The organism is Parasediminibacterium sp. HNIBRBA5674 (assembly GCF_056745525.1).
This window is the reverse complement of record NZ_JBQWIE010000031.1, coordinates 17,516-39,006: the sequence shown is the minus strand read 5'-3', so window position 1 is coordinate 39,006 and position 21,491 is coordinate 17,516. Positions and strand designations below refer to the sequence as shown.

General features: G+C 36.0%; 17 protein-coding genes. 15 read left to right on the top strand and 2 right to left on the bottom strand.

Annotation, left to right across the window (positions count from 1 at the left end):
• The first annotated feature begins 197 nt into the window (after positions 1 to 197).
• From ACT9TX_RS14435 to ACT9TX_RS14425, 3 genes are read left to right on the top strand one after another with little or no spacing between them, the layout of a single operon-like run.
• Entirely contained in the window at positions 198 to 1,496 is a 1,299-nt protein-coding gene (locus tag ACT9TX_RS14435) for an NCS2 family permease (protein WP_481339289.1), read from the top strand.
• Between the two features lie 9 nt (positions 1,497 to 1,505).
• Positions 1,506 to 2,318 (top strand): 5'-methylthioadenosine/adenosylhomocysteine nucleosidase, encoded by an 813-nt coding sequence (locus tag ACT9TX_RS14430; RefSeq protein WP_481339287.1) that lies wholly within the window; start codon positions 1,506 to 1,508, stop codon positions 2,316 to 2,318.
• A gap of 29 nt (positions 2,319 to 2,347) precedes the next feature.
• Complete coding sequence (locus ACT9TX_RS14425; RefSeq protein ID WP_481339285.1) at positions 2,348 to 2,809, top strand: nuclear transport factor 2 family protein; 462 nt, start codon at positions 2,348 to 2,350, stop codon at positions 2,807 to 2,809.
• Positions 2,810 to 2,863: 54 nt separating this feature from the next.
• Here the strand turns inward: ACT9TX_RS14425 and ACT9TX_RS14420 are convergent, their stop codons facing one another.
• Positions 2,864 to 3,634, bottom strand: coding sequence for a restriction endonuclease (locus ACT9TX_RS14420; protein ID WP_481339283.1), 771 nt, complete (start codon positions 3,632 to 3,634; stop codon positions 2,864 to 2,866).
• Between the two features lie 412 nt (positions 3,635 to 4,046).
• Between ACT9TX_RS14420 and ACT9TX_RS14415 the strand changes: the two genes are divergently transcribed.
• From ACT9TX_RS14415 to cysM, 10 genes are all read left to right on the top strand, one after another.
• A complete protein-coding gene (locus ACT9TX_RS14415) occupies positions 4,047 to 4,760 on the top strand; it encodes a hypothetical protein (RefSeq protein WP_481339281.1) in 714 nt (237 codons plus the stop codon).
• 83 nt (positions 4,761 to 4,843) lie between these two features.
• Positions 4,844 to 6,139: an aminopeptidase P family protein gene (locus tag ACT9TX_RS14410; RefSeq protein WP_481339279.1), complete on the top strand. Its 1,296-nt coding sequence runs from the start codon at positions 4,844 to 4,846 to the stop codon at positions 6,137 to 6,139.
• 56 nt (positions 6,140 to 6,195) lie between these two features.
• Positions 6,196 to 6,552, top strand: a complete 357-nt coding sequence (locus tag ACT9TX_RS14405; RefSeq protein WP_481339277.1) for a four helix bundle protein — start codon at positions 6,196 to 6,198, stop codon at positions 6,550 to 6,552.
• Positions 6,553 to 6,590: 38 nt separating this feature from the next.
• Positions 6,591 to 7,415 carry a CDP-alcohol phosphatidyltransferase family protein gene (locus ACT9TX_RS14400; RefSeq protein ID WP_481339276.1) on the top strand — a complete coding sequence of 275 codons (825 nt, stop codon included), beginning with the start codon at positions 6,591 to 6,593 and terminating at the stop codon, positions 7,413 to 7,415.
• Positions 7,412 to 7,663: a phosphoribosylformylglycinamidine synthase subunit PurS gene (purS, locus tag ACT9TX_RS14395; RefSeq protein ID WP_481339275.1), complete on the top strand. Its 252-nt coding sequence runs from the start codon at positions 7,412 to 7,414 to the stop codon at positions 7,661 to 7,663. Before ACT9TX_RS14400 ends, purS begins: the two co-directional genes overlap by 4 nt.
• Positions 7,664 to 7,689: 26 nt before the next feature.
• Complete coding sequence (rsmI, locus tag ACT9TX_RS14390) at positions 7,690 to 8,433, top strand: 16S rRNA (cytidine(1402)-2'-O)-methyltransferase (protein ID WP_481339273.1); 744 nt, start codon at positions 7,690 to 7,692, stop codon at positions 8,431 to 8,433.
• A gap of 113 nt (positions 8,434 to 8,546) precedes the next feature.
• A complete protein-coding gene (locus tag ACT9TX_RS14385) occupies positions 8,547 to 9,263 on the top strand; it encodes a Crp/Fnr family transcriptional regulator (RefSeq protein ID WP_481339272.1) in 717 nt (238 codons plus the stop codon).
• An 89-nt stretch (positions 9,264 to 9,352) separates the two neighbouring features.
• A complete protein-coding gene (locus ACT9TX_RS14380) occupies positions 9,353 to 9,901 on the top strand; it encodes a hypothetical protein (protein WP_481339270.1) in 549 nt (182 codons plus the stop codon).
• A complete protein-coding gene (locus ACT9TX_RS14375) occupies positions 9,888 to 12,284 on the top strand; it encodes a heavy metal translocating P-type ATPase (RefSeq protein ID WP_481339268.1) in 2,397 nt (798 codons plus the stop codon). Before ACT9TX_RS14380 ends, ACT9TX_RS14375 begins: the two co-directional genes overlap by 14 nt.
• A 132-nt stretch (positions 12,285 to 12,416) precedes the next feature.
• Positions 12,417 to 13,289 (top strand): cysteine synthase CysM, encoded by an 873-nt coding sequence (gene cysM, locus ACT9TX_RS14370; protein ID WP_481339266.1) that lies wholly within the window; start codon positions 12,417 to 12,419, stop codon positions 13,287 to 13,289.
• 5 nt (positions 13,290 to 13,294) lie between these two features.
• Here cysM and ACT9TX_RS14365 read toward each other — a convergent pair whose 3' ends face one another.
• Positions 13,295 to 14,728 (bottom strand): PAS domain-containing sensor histidine kinase, encoded by a 1,434-nt coding sequence (locus ACT9TX_RS14365; protein WP_481339264.1) that lies wholly within the window; start codon positions 14,726 to 14,728, stop codon positions 13,295 to 13,297.
• 692 nt (positions 14,729 to 15,420) lie between these two features.
• On the opposite strand from ACT9TX_RS14365, the gene ACT9TX_RS14360 reads away from it, so the two are divergent.
• Entirely contained in the window at positions 15,421 to 16,191 is a 771-nt protein-coding gene (locus ACT9TX_RS14360) for a DUF6261 family protein (protein WP_481339262.1), read from the top strand.
• 272 nt (positions 16,192 to 16,463) lie between these two features.
• Positions 16,464 to 21,461 carry a PAS domain S-box protein gene (locus ACT9TX_RS14355; RefSeq protein ID WP_481339260.1) on the top strand — a complete coding sequence of 1,666 codons (4,998 nt, stop codon included), beginning with the start codon at positions 16,464 to 16,466 and terminating at the stop codon, positions 21,459 to 21,461.
• Positions 21,462 to 21,491 lie beyond the last annotated feature (30 nt).

Below are 21,491 nucleotides of genomic sequence, written 5' to 3'. Positions count from 1 at the left end.
AGCAGATGTTTCATCAGTCTTTACTATGTTATTATCATTTATCTGTATTTTGACATCTATTGCAAAATATCTAAAGAAAGAAAAATTCACAAAGAAATAAAGTCCCCGAAGCATCAATACTTCGGTGTTGTCATTGAGTTACATCAGCTTTATCATAAGCCCTTCGCACTTATCTTTGAGCAAACCACCTAATTGCTATGCAGTCATTTGCGTTACAAGATAAAAAGCCTGTTTCTCTATCTACAGAAATATTGGCTGGTATTTCTTCTTTTTTAGCAACAGCTTATATCATAGTTGTTAATCCGTCTATTTTAAGTCAAGCAGGTATGTCGTTTTCAGCGGTGCTTACTGCTACAGTACTGGTATCGTTTTTCAGCAGTTTACTCATGGGTTTATATGCACGTAACCCTATTTTGGTAGCACCAGGTATGGGGCTAAATGCCTTTTTCACATTCACCGCTGTGCTTACTTTAAAAGTGAGTTATACTGTAGCCTTGGGTGCAGTTTTTTGGTCAGGTATTATTTTCTTATTATTATCAGTATTCAATATTCGCACTTACATTGTAAAAGCCATCCCTAAAACTTTGCGTTATGCAATTGCTGCTGGTATTGGTTTGTTTATTACGTTGATTGGTTTTGTAAATGCAAAGTTTATTGTAGCTAATCCTGCAACCATTGTTGGCATCGGTACATTATCAGCACCAGTTATTACCTTTTTAATTGGACTTGCTATTACAGCCATCTTGTTACTTAAAAAAGTAAAAGGCGGCATCATCATTGGCATTATTGCAACTAGTGTATTGGCTTGGCCAATTGGTAGATATTGGGGCGGCACAAATACCATCATCAATTTCAATGGTATTGTCGCCATGCCAGATTTTAGTTTGCTCTTTAAGCTAGATATAGTGCATTCGTTACAATACAGCATGCTACCAGTAATATTTGCTTTTGTATTTACTGATTTGTTTGATAGCCTTTCCACTTTTGTAGGTCTTGCCGAAGCGGCAGATTTGATGGATGCTTCTGGCGAACCTCGTAACCTAAAACAGTCTTTGCTAGTTGATGCTTTTTCTACCACCATTGCAGGCTTATTAGGTAGTAGCCCTGGTACAGCTTATATAGAATCTGCTGTAGGCATTGAAGCTGGTGGACGCACAGGTGTTACTGCCATTACAGGTGCTATTTTGTTTTTACCGTTTCTATTTTTATCGCCATTAATTAGTGCAGTACCAGCTATTGCTACCGCACCGGCTTTGGTTTTAGTAGGCGTGTTTATGATGAAGCCTGTGGTAAAAATTAATTGGCTAGCTATGGAAGAAGCCGTGCCAGCTTTTATTGCGATGGTACTTATTCCTTTCACGTATTCTATTACACAAGGCATTATTTGGGGCTTTTTAAGTTATACTACTTTGCAAATAGCAGCAGGTAAATTCAAGAACATATCATTAGCCATGTGGCTTATTGATGCTTTTGCTATTGCAGCACTTATTTTTTAAATCATCCGTATGAAACATTTAATAGCATTCTTTCTAAGTTTAGTATTGTGTATTGCTAGCGTTAAGGCGCAAAAAGTAATTGGTATTTTGGGTGCTTTTCCACCAGAATTGGTATTGCTAAAACAACAATTGGTACAGCCTTCAGATACCATCATTCAGCAAATACATTTTACCAAAGGATTATTGCGTGGCAAACAAGTAGTGCTAGCACAAACTGGTATTGGTAAGGTAAATGCAGCTATTACCACCACGTTAATGCTAGAACATTTTAAGCCGCAAAGCATTGTATTTTCTGGTATTGCAGGCGGTGTAGATAGTACGTTACAGCCTGGCGATATTGTGATTGGCACTACCCTTACCTATCATGATTTTGGTGCAGTTACAGATACTGGCATGGTGTACAATCCTACCAAACATCCTGTAACGATGCAACCAAATCCTTTGTATTTTAATTGTGATTCAAGTTTGGTTAAAAAGGCGATGGCCGTAGCTAAAACAGTGCAGTTAGAAAAAGTACAACGAGGCGATAGCAATTTTTTACCGATTATTAAAAGCGGCATTATTGTTACAGGCGATGTATTTGTATCGTCTGAAAAGCTGAACCAACAACTACGCTACCAACTGCATGCAGCCGCTACCGAAATGGAAGGCGCTGCGGTGGCACAAGTTTGTTGGCAACAACAAACGCCATTTTTAGTCATCAGAAGTTTGAGTGATAATGCCAATAGCAAAGCAGCAACAGATGTAAAACATTTTTATGACATTGCTGCTAAAAATGCCGCTACTTTGGTAATGGCTTTACTAGAAAGCTTGCCACAATAATTGTATTACAATATCATAACAAACTAGCCATGAAACAATTCATCACTACCCTATTTTTTGCTGCCTTTGTATTTATTGCACAAGCACAAAACCCAACCGAAGAAACAGCCGTAAAAGCTGCCGTAACACAATTATTTACCGCCATGAAAACATCTGATGCGGCTTTACTTAATAGTTGCTTTGCCGATAGCGCTTTGCTACAAACCATCGTTACAAACAAACAAGGTAAAACAGTGGTACGTAACGAAGCCATTGCAGATTTTGCCAAGCAAATAGCACAGCTACCAAAAGGCGCAGCCGATGAACGCATCACTTTTGGCAACGTACACATAGATGGTGCTTTGGCCAATGTTTGGACGCCTTACCAATTCTATTACAACGGTAATTTTAGCCATTGCGGTGTCAACAATTTTGTATTGGTAAAACAAAATAACGTTTGGAAAATTCAATACATTATTGATACGAGAAGAAAGGAAGGCTGTGGGTTGTAAGAGTTTGAAAGTCGAAGAGAACAGCATCGATGTGCTAGAAAATGTTAGCTTATTTTATCTATATGCTTTTAGCCATTCTTTTAAATTCTCATAATCTTTTAATTCTAGTTTCCCTCGAAACTGTTTTGCTTCTTCTTGTGCATCTCTAGTAAATGTACTCGTAGTAACAATTATACTTTTTGCGGGCTCCTTTAAAAGATGTACACCTGCAACGCTTCTTACAATAGAAACATTCACCTTATTGTCAGGTGCGTATCTTTTACACTCTACAAGAATTAGAAAACTAGTTAGTGAATTTTTTATTTGTGCGATAATGTCACTACCTCCATCTCTTGTTGCTTGTGTTAGTTCAACACTTAGCCCCATATCTTCTAAAATACTTGCAACCAGTTCTTCAAATTTTCTTGGGCTTATTTCATAAAGTTTTTCTGGATGTTTACTTAAATACTTTTTTACTTCTTCATTAATATCAGTAATTACTATCTTTTGTTCATTCTTATCTATTTTTACATCTTCAGAATAGAATTGTTCTTTGTACTCGCCTGTCTCATTTGATAATACTAATTTTCCAACTAACTCTATTTCCGCACTTTTTTGTGAATGTAAAGAGACAGCCAAGTCAATTGCAGAATATTCATTATTACCATTTTTTGCAAGAATTACATAAGACCAATCGTTGTCAATTTTATCTCTTAAAACTGTTGCAAGCAAATTACTTTCTTCCGCTTCAAACCAACTTTCTTCCGTTCCAAAAATATTGGCCATACCATTTTTTAGCACATTATGCTCATAAAATTTATCTTTTGATATTTTAATTACTCCCATTATATATTTATTGTTCTTAACCTTGGTAAAATAATATTCAATAATTGCGGCTAATACAAAAGTAGAAGCTTAAATCTACTAATAGCTACTAACATTTTTATAGTACCATATAATTTATACGAAATTTCTATACAGCTCCCCGCAATACATTTCCAAACCAAAACTACCTTACGGGATTGCCCCACAGTCCATTTTGCAAAAAATATCTATTACGGGAATGCCCCGTGATATACTTTTTAAATAGAAATTAACAAAGTGACTGCCCCGTAACGCATTTCACTACTAAAAATGTACTACGGGGCATTTTTAATACCAATTTATCTATTTTAACAATGCATTAATAGCTTTCTTTTTTGTATAAAAATAAAGAAGTAATAATTTAGACTATCCAATCATTTAAATTATTACAGCTATGACAATCAAACAAAAACAAATGCATCCAGATGCAACGAATGCAACAGGTTCAGCCACCACCACTTCTACTACTGCATCTACCACATCTAACATTCCTGCAAAAGATGTAGATTTTTTACACACAGTAGAAACCGTGGCTACTACTTGGGCTACACAACCAAAAATTAATTTGCTATGGGTTACCCAATCTGAATTTGCCACTACGGCACAAACCTATCGTACCGTACTTAGCCAAAGGCAATCTACAGGTGGTGGTCGCTCATCAGTTACCAATCAATTAAAAAAGCTAGACAAACAAATAAACGATGCAGTAACCGAAGTGAAAGTGTATATAGAAAAGCAATTTAAAAAAGCTAATGCTGTTGCAGAGTTTAGCCGCTACGGCATAGTAAAAGAAGGTAAAAACTATCGCTTACCATTTGATAGAAATAGTCGCTTGGAAGCCTTAGCACTCATGCAAGCAGCTATTACTAAAGATGGTTTTGACAATGAAGAATATGGTAAAACCTTTTGGGCAACTATTGCAGCCGATTATAAAACGGCTCTAGAAACAGCTAATACCATTGATAGCACCGTAAGTGGTAAAGTAGCCACCAAAAATGATCTTAAAAAGCAACTCACCAAAGTATTAAAAGCCTTACTACTGTTGATAGAAGCCAATTACCCCGATACACACAAGGGCGTAAAAAGAGAATGGGGCTGGAAGAAATAATGGGTAGAGACGCCAAACATTTAATACGTAGAGACGCCACGCATGGCGTCTCTACGTATATTGCAACCTCTAAACTGTTGTAAATGAAATATCTACCTCTTAATCCGAATATTTTTATTAATAATCGTAAGCGCTTTGCTAAAGAAATGCAGCCAAATAGCATTGCCATTTTTGTAAGCAACGATGAGTTTCCTAGCAATGGTGATGCCATTCATAAGTTTAAGCAAAACAGCGACTTGTACTGGCTAAGTGGTGTAGAACAAGAAGATAGCATGGTGATTTTATATCCTGATTGCTATGATGAAAAATACCGTGAAGTGTTGGTTTTGGTGCGCCCAAATGAACTAAAGGAAAAATGGGATGGCAAGCGCCTTCGTGCTAATGAGGCCACTGCTATTTCTGGTATACAAACCATTATTTGGCTAGATAGTATAGATGCATTGCTGCAAACATGGGTGCATTTGGCAGATAATATTTACCTAAATAGTAACGAGAACGATAGAAAAGCAAGCCTTGTACGCAGCCGTGATTATCGCTTTATTGATGAGATGAAAAGCCGCTATCCTTTGCACAACTACTTGCGTGCAGCAAAGTTGATGAAGGCATTGCGTGGTATAAAAACCAAAGAAGAAGTAGAGGTATTACAAACAGCCATAGACATTACCCAAAAAACATTTGAACGTGTATGTAGGTTTGTAAAACCGGGTGTAATGGAATACGAAATTGAAGCAGAAATTATGCATGAGTTTTTGCGCAATCGTGCTACAGGCGAGGCTTACGGCAGCATTATAGCAAGTGGTGATAGAGCAAGAACTCTACATTATGTAAGTAACAATCAAGCGTGTAAAGACGGCGAACTGATATTGATGGATTTTGGTGCAGAATATGGTGGCTACTGTGCCGATTTAACAAGAACAATACCTGTAAATGGCAAGTTTAGCAAGCGCCAAAAAGAAGTGTACAATACTTGCTTGCATTTACACAATTACGCTAAAAGCCTTTTAAAACCAGGCATTACCATACTTGACTATACAGATAAAGTAGGTGAAGAAGCTACGAAACAGTTTGTAAAAATTGGTTTGCTTACCAAGGCTGATATCAAAAACCAAGACAAAGACAATATGGCCTACAGAAAATATTTGTACCACGGTATTTCGCACCATTTAGGTATAGATGTACATGACCTTGGCACACGTACCGAACCTATAAAAGCAGGTATGGTGTTTACAGTAGAGCCAGGCATTTATATAGAAGAAGAACAAATGGGTATTCGCATAGAAAACAACTTGTGGATTACCAAAAACGGCAACATTGATTTAATGAAAAATATACCAATTACGGTAGAGGAGATAGAAAAATTAATGAGAGCAAGACCATAGACGACAGACCATAGACCATGGTAGCAGCGAGTAATAAACTGTATAATAAAGATAACATGGCATTTAAGTTTGAGAATTTAAAAGTTTGGCAAGCATCACTTGACTTGGCTGATGATATTGATAAGCTGGCTCTCACTTTTCCTAAGCACGAACTCTATTCATTGTCAAGTCAAATTAAAAGAGCTGCGGACTCAGTTTCTTTAAATATTGTTGAAGGTTCTACAGGCTTAAGTAATTTAGAGTTTAAAAGGTTTTTGAGAATTGCCAATAGGTCAGCTTTAGAAGTAGTTGGGTGTTTATTTCTTGCAAAACGTAGAAGCTACATGAACGATGATGATTTTAACAAATTTTATTTGCAGATTGAAACTTTGGTAAAAATGCTGCAATCACTAATCAACTCAATAAAAGAATAAATCACTATGGTCTGTGGGCCATGGACTATCGACTTATTATGAAACAACAAATCCCCAACATTTTCACTTTACTAAACCTCTTTTTTGGTTGCTTGGCTATTATTGCCACGGTTCAAACAGGCTTAACCATTTCTACAGATAACAGTTTGGTGATTATTCCTGAGAAAATAGTAATGGCTAGCTTGTTTATAGCTATTGCAGCCGTAGTAGATTTTTTTGATGGCTTTGTAGCAAGGCTATTAAAAGTACCTTCAGAATTAGGTAAGCAACTAGATAGCCTTGCTGATGTAGTAAGCTTTGGTGTTGCGCCCGGTATGATTGTGTATCAGTTTTTGCGTTTAAGTTTTGCGCAGCAAGCAAATGGCTTAGATATTAATACGCTGTGGCTAATGCCTGCGTTTATCTTGCCTTGTGCAGGGGCTTATCGTTTGGCAAGATTTAATATTGATACCGAACAATCTTATGGTTTTAAAGGTGTACCAATACCTGCTGCTGGGTTGTTAATTGCCGCTTTTCCATTAATATTTTGGGTTGATAACAAAGGATGGCTTTTAGAAATTCTAGGTAACAAATGGTCTAAAATAGCACAGTTTTCAGATGTTTTTAGGGCAGAAACTGTGAGTATTCTAGTTAACAAATGGTTTTGGTATGCAGTGGTACTTGCTATAAGCTATTTAATGGTTTCTACCCTACCAATGCTAGCTTTAAAGTTTAAAAATGCTACGCTAAAAAGCTTTGTTCCATTTATTATCATAGCTGCTGTAGCAATTGTGTCAGCATTATTTTTCAATTGGATGGCTGTACCTATTACATTTGCAGCCTACGTAATTGTATCGTTAGTTTTCAAACCATTAAAATCATGATATACAATATTCAAATTAAGGTAATGCCATTAAAAAATTTGTTAGACCCACAAGGTAAAGCCGTATTAAGTGGCTTATCAAACCTTGGTTTAACATCGGTACAAGATGTACGTGTGGGCAAGCACATTACCTTACAAATTGAAGCAGACAGCGAAGCAGCCGCAAAAGCGATTGCAGAAGAAGCAAGTAAAAAATTATTAGCAAATGCAGTGATGGAATATTTTGAGATAGAAGCCCTTATTCCCTAGAAGGAAATTTTAATAGAAATGAAATAATGGCTACCACAGGAAATATTGTATTGTCTGATGAAGAAGATGCTTCAAAAAGTTCCCCTTCGGGGAATTTAAGGGGCTTGTACCTTGTTCCCACACCTTTAGGTAATTTAAAAGACATTACATTTCGTGCAATAGAGGTATTGCAAAGTGTGGATGTAATTTTGTGTGAGGATACAAGAACATCATCTAGGCTTTTAAACCACTACAATATAAAGAAGCCTTTATCGCCTTACCATCAACACAATGAGCATAAAGTAGCCACACACTTGGTAGACCAAATGCAAGCAGGTAAAGTATTTGCATTAATTACCGATGCCGGCACTCCTGCCATTAGCGACCCTGCATTTTTTCTAGTTCGTGAATGCATAAAACACGATGTAAAAGTTGAATGCCTACCAGGTGCTACTGCTTTTGTACCTGCTTTGGTAAATAGTGGCTTACCTACTGATAGCTTTGTTTTTGAAGGTTTTTTGCCGCTAAAAAAAGGAAGGCAAACCAAGTTGAAACAACTGGCTTTAGAAGAAAGAACCATCATTATTTACGAAAGCCCCATGCGACTAGTAAAATCTTTAGAAGAATTTGCCGTATATTTTGGTCCTGATAGGCAATGTAGTGTAACAAGAGAATTGACCAAACTATTTGAGGAAAATAAACGTGGTAGTTTGCAAGAAGTTGCTGCGTATTTTAAAGCAAAAACCGTAAAAGGTGAAATTGTTGTAGTGATTTCGGGAAATACAAAATAATAATACTTCACAAGCACCGTTTTTGTAAGCTATAATAAGGTTTTAGAGAAATCAGTTTATCGATTGCTGTATTATTTGTTAATTTTGTTAAACCATTTGTTAAAAATTATCTCATGAGATTGAATCAAAACGAATTTTCACCCTCTTGCGCTGTTTGTGCAAAAGCAACACATTCATTTTTTTCAATTTTAGATAAGGAAAATCTTGAAGAACTTAATCTCAATAAGTCTTGTACCAATTTTAAAAAAGGGCAAGTTATTTTTTCCGAAAATGGATTGCCTTTAGGATTATTCTGTGTAAGCAATGGTAAAATTAAATTATCTACTTCTGGGCCTGATGGCAAAGAGCAAATTTTACGTTTGGTAAAGGGCGGAGATATTATTGGCTATCGTTCACTACTGTCAAACGATCGCTACCACTGTAATGCCATAGCTTTAGAAGATAGCAACATTTGCATAGTAGATAAATCCTATTTTATGAACTTGGCAATGAGTAACAATAAATTGTGCTTTGCCTTGTTTAAAAAAATTAGCGACGATTTAAAAACCGCAGAAGATCATATAGTGTCACTTTCACAAAAAAATGTACGTGAACGTGTAGCTGAAGCTTTACTATTTTTAAAAGCAACATATGGCTACGAAAAAGATGGTCAAACCATCAACGTACAACTAAGCCGCGAAGAAATTGCTGACTTTGTAGGCACTTCTACCGAAAGTACTATCAGATTATTATCTGAATTTAACACAGGTAAAATCATTGAACTAACAGGTAAAAAGATAAAAATTATCAATTACGATAAACTGTCTAAAACCGCCAATCTCTCCTACTAGAAAAAACATGATAAAAATCATGTTTTGCTTCTGTAACTGTCATAGATAAGCTAAGCGTATCACATCAGATTTGCATAAAAGTATCTGATATGTGTACCCATGCTTCTACTGCCGAAAACGCTATTGCTAAAATCGGGCAAAAACTATATCCGTTTATTGCCGACCAATTTGCAGAGCTGCATAAATACAACGAAAAAGATCCAAACAGTCATCGTTTATCGTTACTATTTGAGTTGGTAGAAAACTTACAGCATCAGTTTGAATCGCTGAGAAACTATGAGGTGAAGCTGGTTTTCCCATCGGTACAATTGGTATTTAATACCAAAGACAATCCAGACTTTAAACCTTCGGTAAATATTTACGAGCTACAGATATTAACGCAAAAGAAAGAAGCGCTGATTAAGAACCTGATTAACGAAATTGAGTTAGAAGCTGAAGCGTTAAAACTTCAAAAAAGCCATCCTATACACGCAGTTATTTTTGTATTTAATGACTCGTTTTTTCCAGAAAAAGAAGCTTGGCACAACATGCTTGGCAAGTGGAATAAAACCTGCACCTGTTTTGCAAAAGCAAACAACACACTAGCGAATCAAGATAAATTATCTAGCTACTTAAATCATTTACATGGTACAAAATAAGTTAGATATAGCCTGCTACCACTGTGGTGATAATTGTAATAGCAAACCCATCGTTGCACACGACCACCACTTTTGCTGTGAAGGCTGTAAAATGGTGTATGAAATATTGAATAGCAAAGGCCTGTGTAGTTATTACGACTTAAACACCAATCCTGGTATTGCACAAAAAATAACAGTACGTGCTGATAAGTTTTCATTTCTAGACGATGTGGCTATTGTGCAGAAGTTAATCAGTTTTACTGATGGTAAGCAAACCAATGTAACGCTGTATTTACCACAAATGCATTGCAGCAGTTGCCTATGGCTGTTAGAAAATAGTAACCGCATAAACGACGGCATCATTTCTTGCAGGGTAAACTTTATGAAGAAGGAAGCATTTGTGGTATTTGACAATCAAAAAACAACCTTACGAAAAGTGGTAGAAACCTTTACCACTATAGGATACGAGCCCCACATCAGCCTACTAAACCTTGAGAATCCCAACCCTAAATCTCTTAACAAACAACAGTTGTACAAAATTGGCATTGCAGGTTTTTGCTTTGCCAATATTATGATGATGAGCCTACCTGAATACTTTGCTACAGGGCATTTATTTGATGTACAAATGGCAGGCATTTTTAGGTACGTAACAGTGCTATTATCGTTGCCTGTATTATTGTATTGCGCTACCGATTTTTTTGTGCTGGCATTGCAAGGCTTGCGCAAAAAATACTTAAATATAGATGCCCCTATTGCTTTAGCTATAGCCATTACCTTTTGTAGAAGCATGTACGAAATTTTTATTAACCATGGTGGTGGCTATTTAGATAGCATGAGTGGTATTGTGTTCTTTATGTTGCTAGGTCGTTTGGTGCAGCAACGCACCTATCAGTCTATTTCCTTTGATAGAGATTTTACCAGCTTCTTTCCTATTGCGGTAAATGTACAGCGTGAAAAAGGCTTTATTTCTGTACCAATAAACGAGCTAAAAGTAGATGACGTAATACAAGTTTATGACAACGAAATTGTACCTGCTGATGCTATTTTATCAAAAGGCAAAGCGGCTATTGATTACAGTTTTGTAAGTGGCGAAAGTGTACCTGTACCGAAAGAAGTGGGTGAAATTGTGTATGCAGGTGGCAAACAATTGGGCGAAAGAATAGAATTGATAGTTGTAAAAGAAGTTGCCCAAAGCTACCTTACAAGTTTGTGGAATAAAGATGTGTTTAAGCAACAAAAACAACAAACATCGTTTATAGATGCTGTAAGCAAATACTTTACAATTGTATTGCTATCATTAAGTGGTTTTGCTGCTACGTATTGGTTTTTACAAGGTCAGCCACAACTAATGTGGAACGCTTTAACCACAGTACTAATTGTAGCTTGCCCATGTGCTTTATTACTATCGGCAACTTTTACCAATGGTAATATTCTACGCATTTTAACTCGTAATAAATTCTATATCCGCCATCCTGATGTGATAGAAGATTTGGCTAGCGTAAACCATATTGTGTTTGATAAAACTGGGACGCTTACGCAAAACAAACAAGTACGTGTAAGCTATACTGGCTACAAATTATCTTCTGATGATGAAATGGCTGTTGCTTCACTATTAGCACAGTCAAACCATCCTTTAAGCAAAGCCGTGTTAAGCTACTTTTCTATTACCAATCATCAGCCTGTGGCACACTTTAAAAACGTGGTAGGCAAAGGCATTGAGGGTTGGATTAATGATAAACATATTCTACTTGGCTCTGCCAGTTTTGTACAATATGCGGGCAATCATCACTACGATGCGGCTACTTTGTTTATAAAAATCGAAAACAATATTGTTGGGCATTTTTCTATTGTAAATAGCTACCGCTTTGGATTAAAAAAATTGCTACAAAACTTAAAAGCTAGTTTTCCAGTATCTATTATTAGTGGCGATAACAATGCTGAATTGCAAAATCTTCAAGGTATTTTGGGTGAAGACAATGAAATTTTATTTAACCAAAAACCTGATGACAAACTAGCCTACATACAACATTTGCAAAGCGTAAAAAAAGAAAAGGTGTTAATGATAGGTGATGGCCTAAACGATGCGGGTGCTTTAAAACAAAGCAATGTGGGCATAGCCATTACTGAAGGCAATAACAATTTTACGCCAGCATCTGATGGCATTTTAGATGCTAGCCAATTTTCTAGATTACCTCAATTTATCAGCTTTGCCAAAGGCAGCAAAAAAATAATAATCGCAAGTTTTATATTGTCATTATTGTACAATATCGTCGGCCTCTACTTTGCTTTGTTAGGCACGTTATCGCCATTGGTAGCTGCCATTTTAATGCCTATCAGCTCTGTAAGTATTATTTTAATTACTTACGGGCTGAGTGGGTTGTTAGCTAAAAAATATGAATTGTAAAATTGAGTTCAGGTAATCTTAACAATGGTTTAAACCAACAATTCCACTTTCAGTAAAAGTATTCTTTCTGCTATGGGTACATTGCAGTATCAATGATTATTTATCAATTATTTTGATACAAAATAAGCAACAATGGCAAGCATTATAGACTTAGTAGGCAATACGCCAATGGCGGAATTACAATACATTAATCCCAACCCAAACGTTACAATATTTGCGAAGCTAGAAGGCAATAATCCTGGTGGTAGTGTTAAAGACAGAGCGGCACTAAATATGATACGTAGCGCCATAGAACGTGGCGATATTAATAGCAATAGCAAACTAATAGAAGCAACTAGCGGCAACACTGGTATTGCATTGGCCATGATTGCAAGCATGTATAAAATTCCTATTGAACTGGTAATGCCATCAAACTCTACAAGAGAGCGTACCCTTACTATGGAAGCTTTTGGGGCTAAAGTAACTTTACTTGATAATATTGAAGCTTGCCGTGATTATGCTGAAGAAAAAGGTGCAAGTGGTGAGTATTTTTTATTAAATCAATTTGCCAATCCTGATAATTATTTAGCCCACTACAAAACCACAGGGCCAGAGCTTTGGCGAGATACCAACGGACAGGTTACTCACTTTGTAAGCAGTATGGGTACTACAGGTACTATTATGGGTACATCTATGTTTTTAAAAGAACAAAATCCTAATATTCAACTAGTAGGTTGCCAACCTACAGAAAATGCTTCAATACCTGGTATTAGACGCTGGCCTGCTGAATATTTACCTAAAATATTTGACGCCAGTAAAGTAGATAGAACCATTGATGTATCGCAAGAAGATGCAACAAATATGGCTAGAAGGCTTGCAAAAGAAGAAGGCATTTTTGGCGGCATGAGTAGCGGTGGCGCTGCTTGGGCAGCCATTAAACTTGCACAAGAATTAGAAAGTGGCGTAATTGTGTTTATTTGCTGCGACCGTGGCGATAGATATTTAAGTAGCGATTTGTTTGGTTAGTCTGTCTATTTTTTTAGTAAAAAAGTAATTGTGAAACACTTGTTATCTACTGATGGCTGCAAAAACATTGTACCACCTATAATGTTTAGTCTTTCTTTTATGGGCGTTATATCTGGGCTTAAATGGTCTGTATGATTAAAAAATGGGTTACTTACTTCATCGGTTATTTGCAATGCAAGTACCTCATCGTTTACTGAAATATTTACTAGTACAGATACCAAACCTTCCTTTTGTGCAATGTGGCTAAGCCACAGTTGTATTAATCTGTAGATATTTATTTTATTACTATCGCTAATGGTTGCTTCGTTTACACCAATATCTAATGCATGTACAACTTCTTGCTTTTTAAACTGCAATTGTAGTAATATATCTATTGCATTTACAAAGCCTACTTCATTAAATTTAGGTATAGAGTTAAGATAGGTAATGGCTCTTAATTCATCTATACAAACAGATAACAAGTCTTTAGATTCTTGCAAGGTTGTTTCTTCGGCACTTTTCTCATAGCTATCTAGGTACATTTTTACGGTTGCAATTATTTGCCCCACATTCTCGTGTAGCTCATAGCTTATGCTATTGCGCTTTTGTTCTTCGGCTGTAAAAATTAAATTACGTATTTGATGCTCGTTATACGCACGTTCTATTTTCGAAATCTTTGATTTTTTTACCACCGAGGTTTTATCGCTACCATTTACATATATCAGTTTGGCTATTTCATCCCACTGCAAGCTCCACGATATATATTTAGTGCTACCATCTTTACATAAAAGTTTGCCTAAAATATTTTTTAATTGCCCTTTAGTACGTACCGTATTTAGTATGCCTTGCATTAGCATTTTATCGTTTTCTGGTACTAGTTCAATTGCATTTATTTGCATCAATTCTTGGTTACTATATCCTGAAATGGTTGTAGCAGATTTACTTGCATAAACGTGGTTACCATGTTCATTTAATACAGACACAATATCTATTGAGAACTCATTAATACTGTGTAAAATATTGTTCTTAGCCACCAACTCGTCTTGTACTTTTTTGTAGGCCGATATATCGGTAAACGTACAGAAAGCATATTCAAAACTACCGTTTTCATTAAAATGAGGTGCTGCGTTTACCAAAATCCAAACTCTATCGCTTGTTTTTGGCCTGTATACACCCATCACTACGTCGTTTACAGGCTTATGAGTAGTCATCACAATGTAAGTTGGGTGAGTATTGCCAGGAAAATCAGTACCATCTTCATGTATCACATTCCAACTTGGGTCTATAGAAGTAATACCCATCATTTGTTCTTCGGTAAGCCCAAGCATGTTTAATGCAGCATTGTTGGCAACTATTATTCGCCCCTCTTTATCTTGCTTTACTATACCTATACCAATGTTTTGTACAAGGGTATGGTATTCTTTTAGGTCTAAAGCATTTTTACCGAGTTGCTGTTGCATTAGTTGTAAGGGGTAGATTAAAAATAAATGGTGTTACTAGTAATAATGGTAACGACAAAAATATGGTTTTAAAAAGTACTCAAAATTAACATTAGCTTAGGCAGATTAGTTATTTTGTATTTTATTATAGATGAGGGGGCTTCATCCGCAGTATCACTTCCCTCATTTAGATAAGCGATGCAAACGCATAGCGAATTAGTAATAAACACCTGTGCTTTTATCCCCTACACCGTAGGTACGCTAGCAATACCTGTTACTTTATCCCCTACAACGTAGGCACGCTAGCAACACCTGTGCTTTTATCCCCTACACAGTAGGCATGCTAGCAACACCTGTTATTTTCTTCCCTACAACGTAGGCACGCTAGCAACACCTGTGCTTTTATCCCCTACACAGTAGGCATGCTAGCAACACCTGTTATTTTATCCTCTACAACGTAGGCACGCTAGCAACACCTGTTATTTTCTTCCCTACAACGTAGGCACGCTAGCAACACCTGTTATTTTCTTCCCTACAACGTAGGCACGCTAGCAATACCTGTGTTTTTATTACCAGCGGTGGTGGCAATAAAAAGCTCTTACACAATAGGCACTACCATTAGCTAGCAAGTAATTTAAAAAAAATATACTAGTAGTATTGCGTATATCAAGATAAAGCATTAAACTTGCATAATATACTAAACTAGTAAAACCATGTTACTTCCAAATGTTTTCCGTTTGCTCAGAAATCCTGAGTTTATACAGCAAGGTAAAGATTTAGCATCCGTTATTCAGGCTGCTAATCCTAGCGTTTTGCTTATTCAAAAGCAGCACGACTTTTATAACAAAAGCGTAATTGCAATTGATAATACTTTTAAACTGAACTTAAAAAGCGATTTAACACAAGTGCTACTAAACCTAGATGGTAAACGAGATGATCTTTTTACAGGCATCTGTTTTATAATAGATGGGTATACTAAAAGCTGGATATTGGAAGAAAGAGAACAAGCATTGCTACTGATAGAAAGTATAGAAGTTTACGGTAGAAACATTACAGTAGATAACTATCAATCAGAATCGGGCAGCCTTAGTAGCCTAATAGATAAATGGGAAAATACCCCTGCTTTAACAGCAGCACTTAAGGCTTTTCATTTAGATGGCTGGAAGGCTGAACTAAAAGCAACTAATACATTATTTATAGCTACCTATACAGATAGGGCAACAGATGATGGCGTAAAAAGTACATTGCCAAAAATGAAAGCACTAAGAGATGATACCATAGCAGCATGGAACAAACTTCAAAAAGTGCTGGAAGGCAAAATAGAAGAATACGAAGACGATGCAGTAAAAGCGCCATTGTACGCAGCCGTTGAAAGCAGCATTAATGGTGTGCTAGATAAGTACAACAACCTTATTACGCAAAGACAAAGTAAAAAAGAAAAGCCCACAGACGAAACACCAAAAGCTTACCCCCCCCTAACATAAGGAATAGCTGGTAACACTATTCCACTAGCCACCTGAAAGGGTGGCTTTTTTATGGCATCAATAGCATTGTACACCTACAAATAGCCCACCCTTTTAGAAAAACAATATTGCTACCTGTTTTTTAATTTTTTATTTTACATTCGTAGTAACCGTATTTTTAATACTGTATTGCCACTGCCTATTTTAATGTACAATGCATTAAAGAAAAGCCTTAATACCTTGTGTATTAAAGTGTATGATGGTAACTATATACGCTTACTAAATGCTTATCAATGCCAGAATTCTCATCCTTTGGAAAAGTACTCGCTTATACACCGCAGCCAAGTGTATTGTTACAAATTACTAATCAAGAGCCCATTATTGTATTTGCCAATAATGCTTATTTACAACTGGTAGGTACAAAGGAAGCAAGCATTGTACAAAAACCGCTATTTACCACACCTAATTTTGGGTTTGCCGATATTAATGCAAAGGTTGCTAAGCAATTAAAAAAACAAATACAACAATGCATTACAAGTAAAACTGTTACACACTTACCAGAAAAGTGTTTTAGCATATTTGATCTTTTTAAAAATTGCTTAACGTATCACGTTATTTCATTTACCATTACCCCTATTGTAGATGATGGTACCAATAAAACAGCATTAGCGTTGGTATCACTTACTGACGATACAGAAAAAGTTGCTTTAAAAAATAATTGCGAACAGCTGCAAAAACAAGTAGAAGCAACCAAAAATGATATTAAAGAAATTGAAAGCAGACTGCTAATAGGTAGATGGGAAATTGATGTGGTTAATAAAAAAATATGGTGGTCGGATGAAGTATATATCATTAGTGGTTACGAACCTCAATCGTTTGACCCTAATGAAAAGCAACAATTTTCAATAACACATCCAGATGATATAGAAAATGCCATAATAACATTAGAACAAACCATACAATATGGCACACCGTTTTCTATAGAAAGACGCTTAATAAAAGCCAATGGCGAAATTGTACATGTACTATCAAAAGGAAAAGCCGTAAGAAATGATGTAGGCGAAATTATTAAAGTAAAGGGCTTTTTTCAAGATATTACAGAACAGGTTGCACAAAAAGAGGCTATCAAATTAGTAAAAATTAACCAAGAGGCACTGATTAATGGCACTAACGATTTGGTATGGTTGATGAATACTCACATGCAAGTATTGGTAGCCAACAATGCCTACAACGATAAAATGAATGAACTTGCAGCAGGCTATCAGCTGGCAGATAACGAGGATATATTAAAAGCGAGAGATGAAAGATTGGCCAAATGGACAAGTGTAATACCCGAAGTACTAAAAGGCAACTCGTTAAGTTTTAAAGAAAAAATTTTAAACCCTTTTAACAATACTTATGAATACGCCTTAGTATCTATTAACCCAATAAAAAACAACCTTGGTGAGGTTATTAATATTGCCTGTTTTGCAAAAGACATTACGACAGAAACAAACAATATTTTAAAATTAGAAGCTACTAATACAAGGTTAGAAAACATTTTAAAAGCGAGTATCGACATTATTTGTGTACTTGATACGAATGCCTTTTTCTTAGATGTAAGTGCTGCCTCAGAAAAAATGTGGGGCTATAAACCCGAAGAAATAGTAGGAAAAAGTATTGCAGACTTTATGTATCCTGAAGATGTATCAGCATCAATTGAACATTTACCAAATATTAAAACATCGGGTGTTCTTATTAATTTTGAAAACAGATATGTGAAGAAAAACGGCGCTATTGTGCATATGAGTTGGACTGGCAGTTATCAATCTGAAACCAATCTTTTATACTGTATAGGTAGAGATATTACCGAAAAAAAGCGCATAGAACTATCGCTTATTGCATCTGAAAAATACTATAAAAACCTTTTTGATAGCAATCCTTCGCCCATGTTTATATGGGATTTTGAAACGCATAAATTTTTAGATGTAAATAACGAAGCGCTAGATTTATACGGCTATACCAAAGCCGAATTTTTAAATTTATCTATTGCAGATATACGACCAGATGAAGATCTGCAACTGTTTGAAGATATTAAAACATCGCAAGAACCATTATCGGCTGTTGAAAAACAAGCCATTAGGCACTTAAATAAACAAGGCAAAATTATATACGCTGATGTACATGCACACATGATGAATTATAAAGGTAGGCAGGCAATATTTTCGCTTATTATTAATGTTACCGAGAAAATAAACATACAAAAAGCTATAGCTGAAAGCGAAGCAAAATATCGTTCGTTTTTCGAGAATAGTATAGATGGTATTTTTATTACAAAAAGTAGCGGAAGTATTTTAGATGCTAACCCCAGTGGCTGCAAAATGCTGCGAATGACGAAAGAGGAAGTATGCAAAGCTGGTAGAAATGGAACGGTAGATATTACGGATTCAAGATTAGAGATATTTTTAAACGAAAGACAAAAGCAAGGTTATGCTAAAGGTGTAGTTACCCTTATACGTAAAGATGGTGGCAAGTTTGAAGCCGAAGTATCGTCTTCTACTTTTATAGATGCAAGTGGCGAAGCCTTAAATGCACTAATAGTGCGGGATATTACTAAACGAAACCAATATGAGAAGGAGTTGTTTTTGCAAAAAAATCAACTAAATATTATCTACAACAACGTAGCAGATATTATTTTCATGGTATCGTTAGATGCTGGAGGAGATTTTCAATTCGCATCTATTAACAAAGCATTTGAACACGCTACAGGTATACCAGCCAGTGATATTATTGGGGCAAAAGTTAAAAACATTCTACCACCTAAATCATGGCCATTGGTTGAAAGCTATTACAAGCAAGCCATAAGCACAAACCAAACAGTTTCTTGGGAAGAAACCTCTTTGTACCCTACAGGTTTAAGAATTGGCATTGTAACTATTACACCTGTATTAGGCCTTAGCGGTGACGATTTTAGAATTGTAGGCTCAATAAAAGATATTACCGAAAGCAAGCTAAGCGAAACAAAAATTAAAGAAAGTAATGAGCGGTTTAACTATGTAACCAAGGCCACAAGCGATGCCATTTGGGATTGGGATTTAAATACCAATAATATTTTTTGGGGTGATGGTTTTAATACAACATTTGGATATTCTAAAAGTAACATTCACTCAAAATTAGAATTTAGGTTGCAACATATACACCCAAGAGATGTAGAACGTGTAACAAATGGTATGTATGCGGTAATAAACGGTGAACAAACCAATTGGGAAGATTCTTACCGCTTCTTAAAAGCTGATGGCACATACGCACAAGTAATTAACCGTGGATTTGTAATTAGGGATGATTATGGCAAAGCCATAAGAATGGTAGGCGCTAAAAGAGACATTAGCCAATATCAATATTACAATGAGCTTGAAAAACTAGAGCGCAATATTCTTGCAATAAACGAGGCTGGAGATAAATCTTTAGAAGAAGTGTTAAGCATTTATATACTAGGTATAGAAGTGCTGCACCCAACTATGATATGTTCAATATTGCAGCTTAAGGGCAATCAATTATTTAGCCTGGCCACACCAAGCCTTCCAAAAAAATATACCGATGCTATTAATGGTATTAGTATTGGTGTAAATGTAGGCTCTTGCGGTACAACGGCATTTACCAAAAAGAATGTCATTGTAACCGATATTGAAAACGATATACGCTGGACAGATTATAAAACATTGGCGGCAGAATTTGGCTTAAAAGCCTGTTGGAGTCACCCAATCTTTAATCAAAAAGATGAAGTAATTGCCACATTTGCTGCTTATTATCAACAAACTAAATCACCTACAGCACTAGAAGAAAATACCATTACTAGAGCCAGTAATATTTTAAAAATTATACTAGAAAGCTACAAGCGTACACAAGCATTAAAAGAAAGTAACGAGCGCTACAACCTTGCCACAAAAGCAACATCAGACGCCATTTGGGACTGGGATTTAATCACGGGCTATGTAATTTGGACAGAAGGCTGGCAAACGATTTTTGGCTATGATTTAATTAAAATGCCCAATAACATTGAGTTTCTGATACAAAATACACACCCAGATGACATTGAAAAAGTAAGAGATAGCTATTATAAAATTGTAAAAAGCAATAAAACGAATTGGACAGAACAACATAGGCTAAAAAAAGTAAATGGTGACTATGCATACGTTATAAGCAAAGGATTTGTACTAAGAAACAAAGAAGGCCGAGCCACGAGAATGGTTGCTTCTACAAGAGATATTACCAAACGGAAAGAGGAAGAACTACGATTGAAACTTCTTGAATCAGTAATTACGAATACAAACGATGCTGTAGTAGTTTCAGAAACCGAATCATTTGGACTATCTGATACAAGAATTGTGTATGTAAATGATGCCTTTACAAAAATGACAGGCTATACAACTAGTGAAATATTAGGTAAGAACCCTAGAATGTTGCAAGGTCCAAAATCTGATAGGAAAGAACTTGACAGGCTAAAAGAATGCTTGAAGAGATGGGAATCTTGTGAAGCTACTTTGCTTAATTATAGAAAAGATGGTAGCGAATTTTGGGTAAATATCAACATAAGCCCAGTGGCAGATGATTCAGGCTGGTACACGCATTGGGTAGCTATTCAAAGAGATGTTACTGAAAAGGTACTAGAAGAGCAAAACCTTACCAAGGCTATCATTAAAGCGCAAGAAAATGAGCGTTATGAGATAGGTGGTGAATTGCATGATAATGTTTGTCAGATTTTGACTTCAAGCCAGCTATCATTAAAAATGCTTAAAAAAGTACTAGGGCCTAAAGAGCTAATTTGGTACGAAAAAGGCACCGAAGCTATTACGCTGGCATCAAGAGAAATTCGCAACCTTTCTCACCGCTTAGCACCATCATTCTTTAACGATACCACATTAGAACTTGCAATTACCACATTAGTGGAAACGTTCAACATCGAAGAAAAATACCAAATACATATTCTATTCGACGATAAGTTTAAGGCACTGCCAACCAAACAAGAATTTCAAATAAACTTATACAGAATAGTACAAGAACAGCTAAAAAATATTTTTAAATACGCAGAAGCATCCGTTATAGAAATTGTAGGCACAGTTAAAAATGGAAAGCTTAAACTAGAAATTATAGATAATGGCTTAGGCTTTGATACTAGTAAAAATTATACAGGCATTGGTATGGCCAATATGAAGCGAAGAACAGAATTATTTTTAGGCAAATTCGAGGTAATATCTACGGTAGGTAAAGGCTGTAAAATTATAATAGAGGTACCAATTGAAGAGGTAAATTAAAAAAAACAAGCCTTAGTAAGCATTTACTAA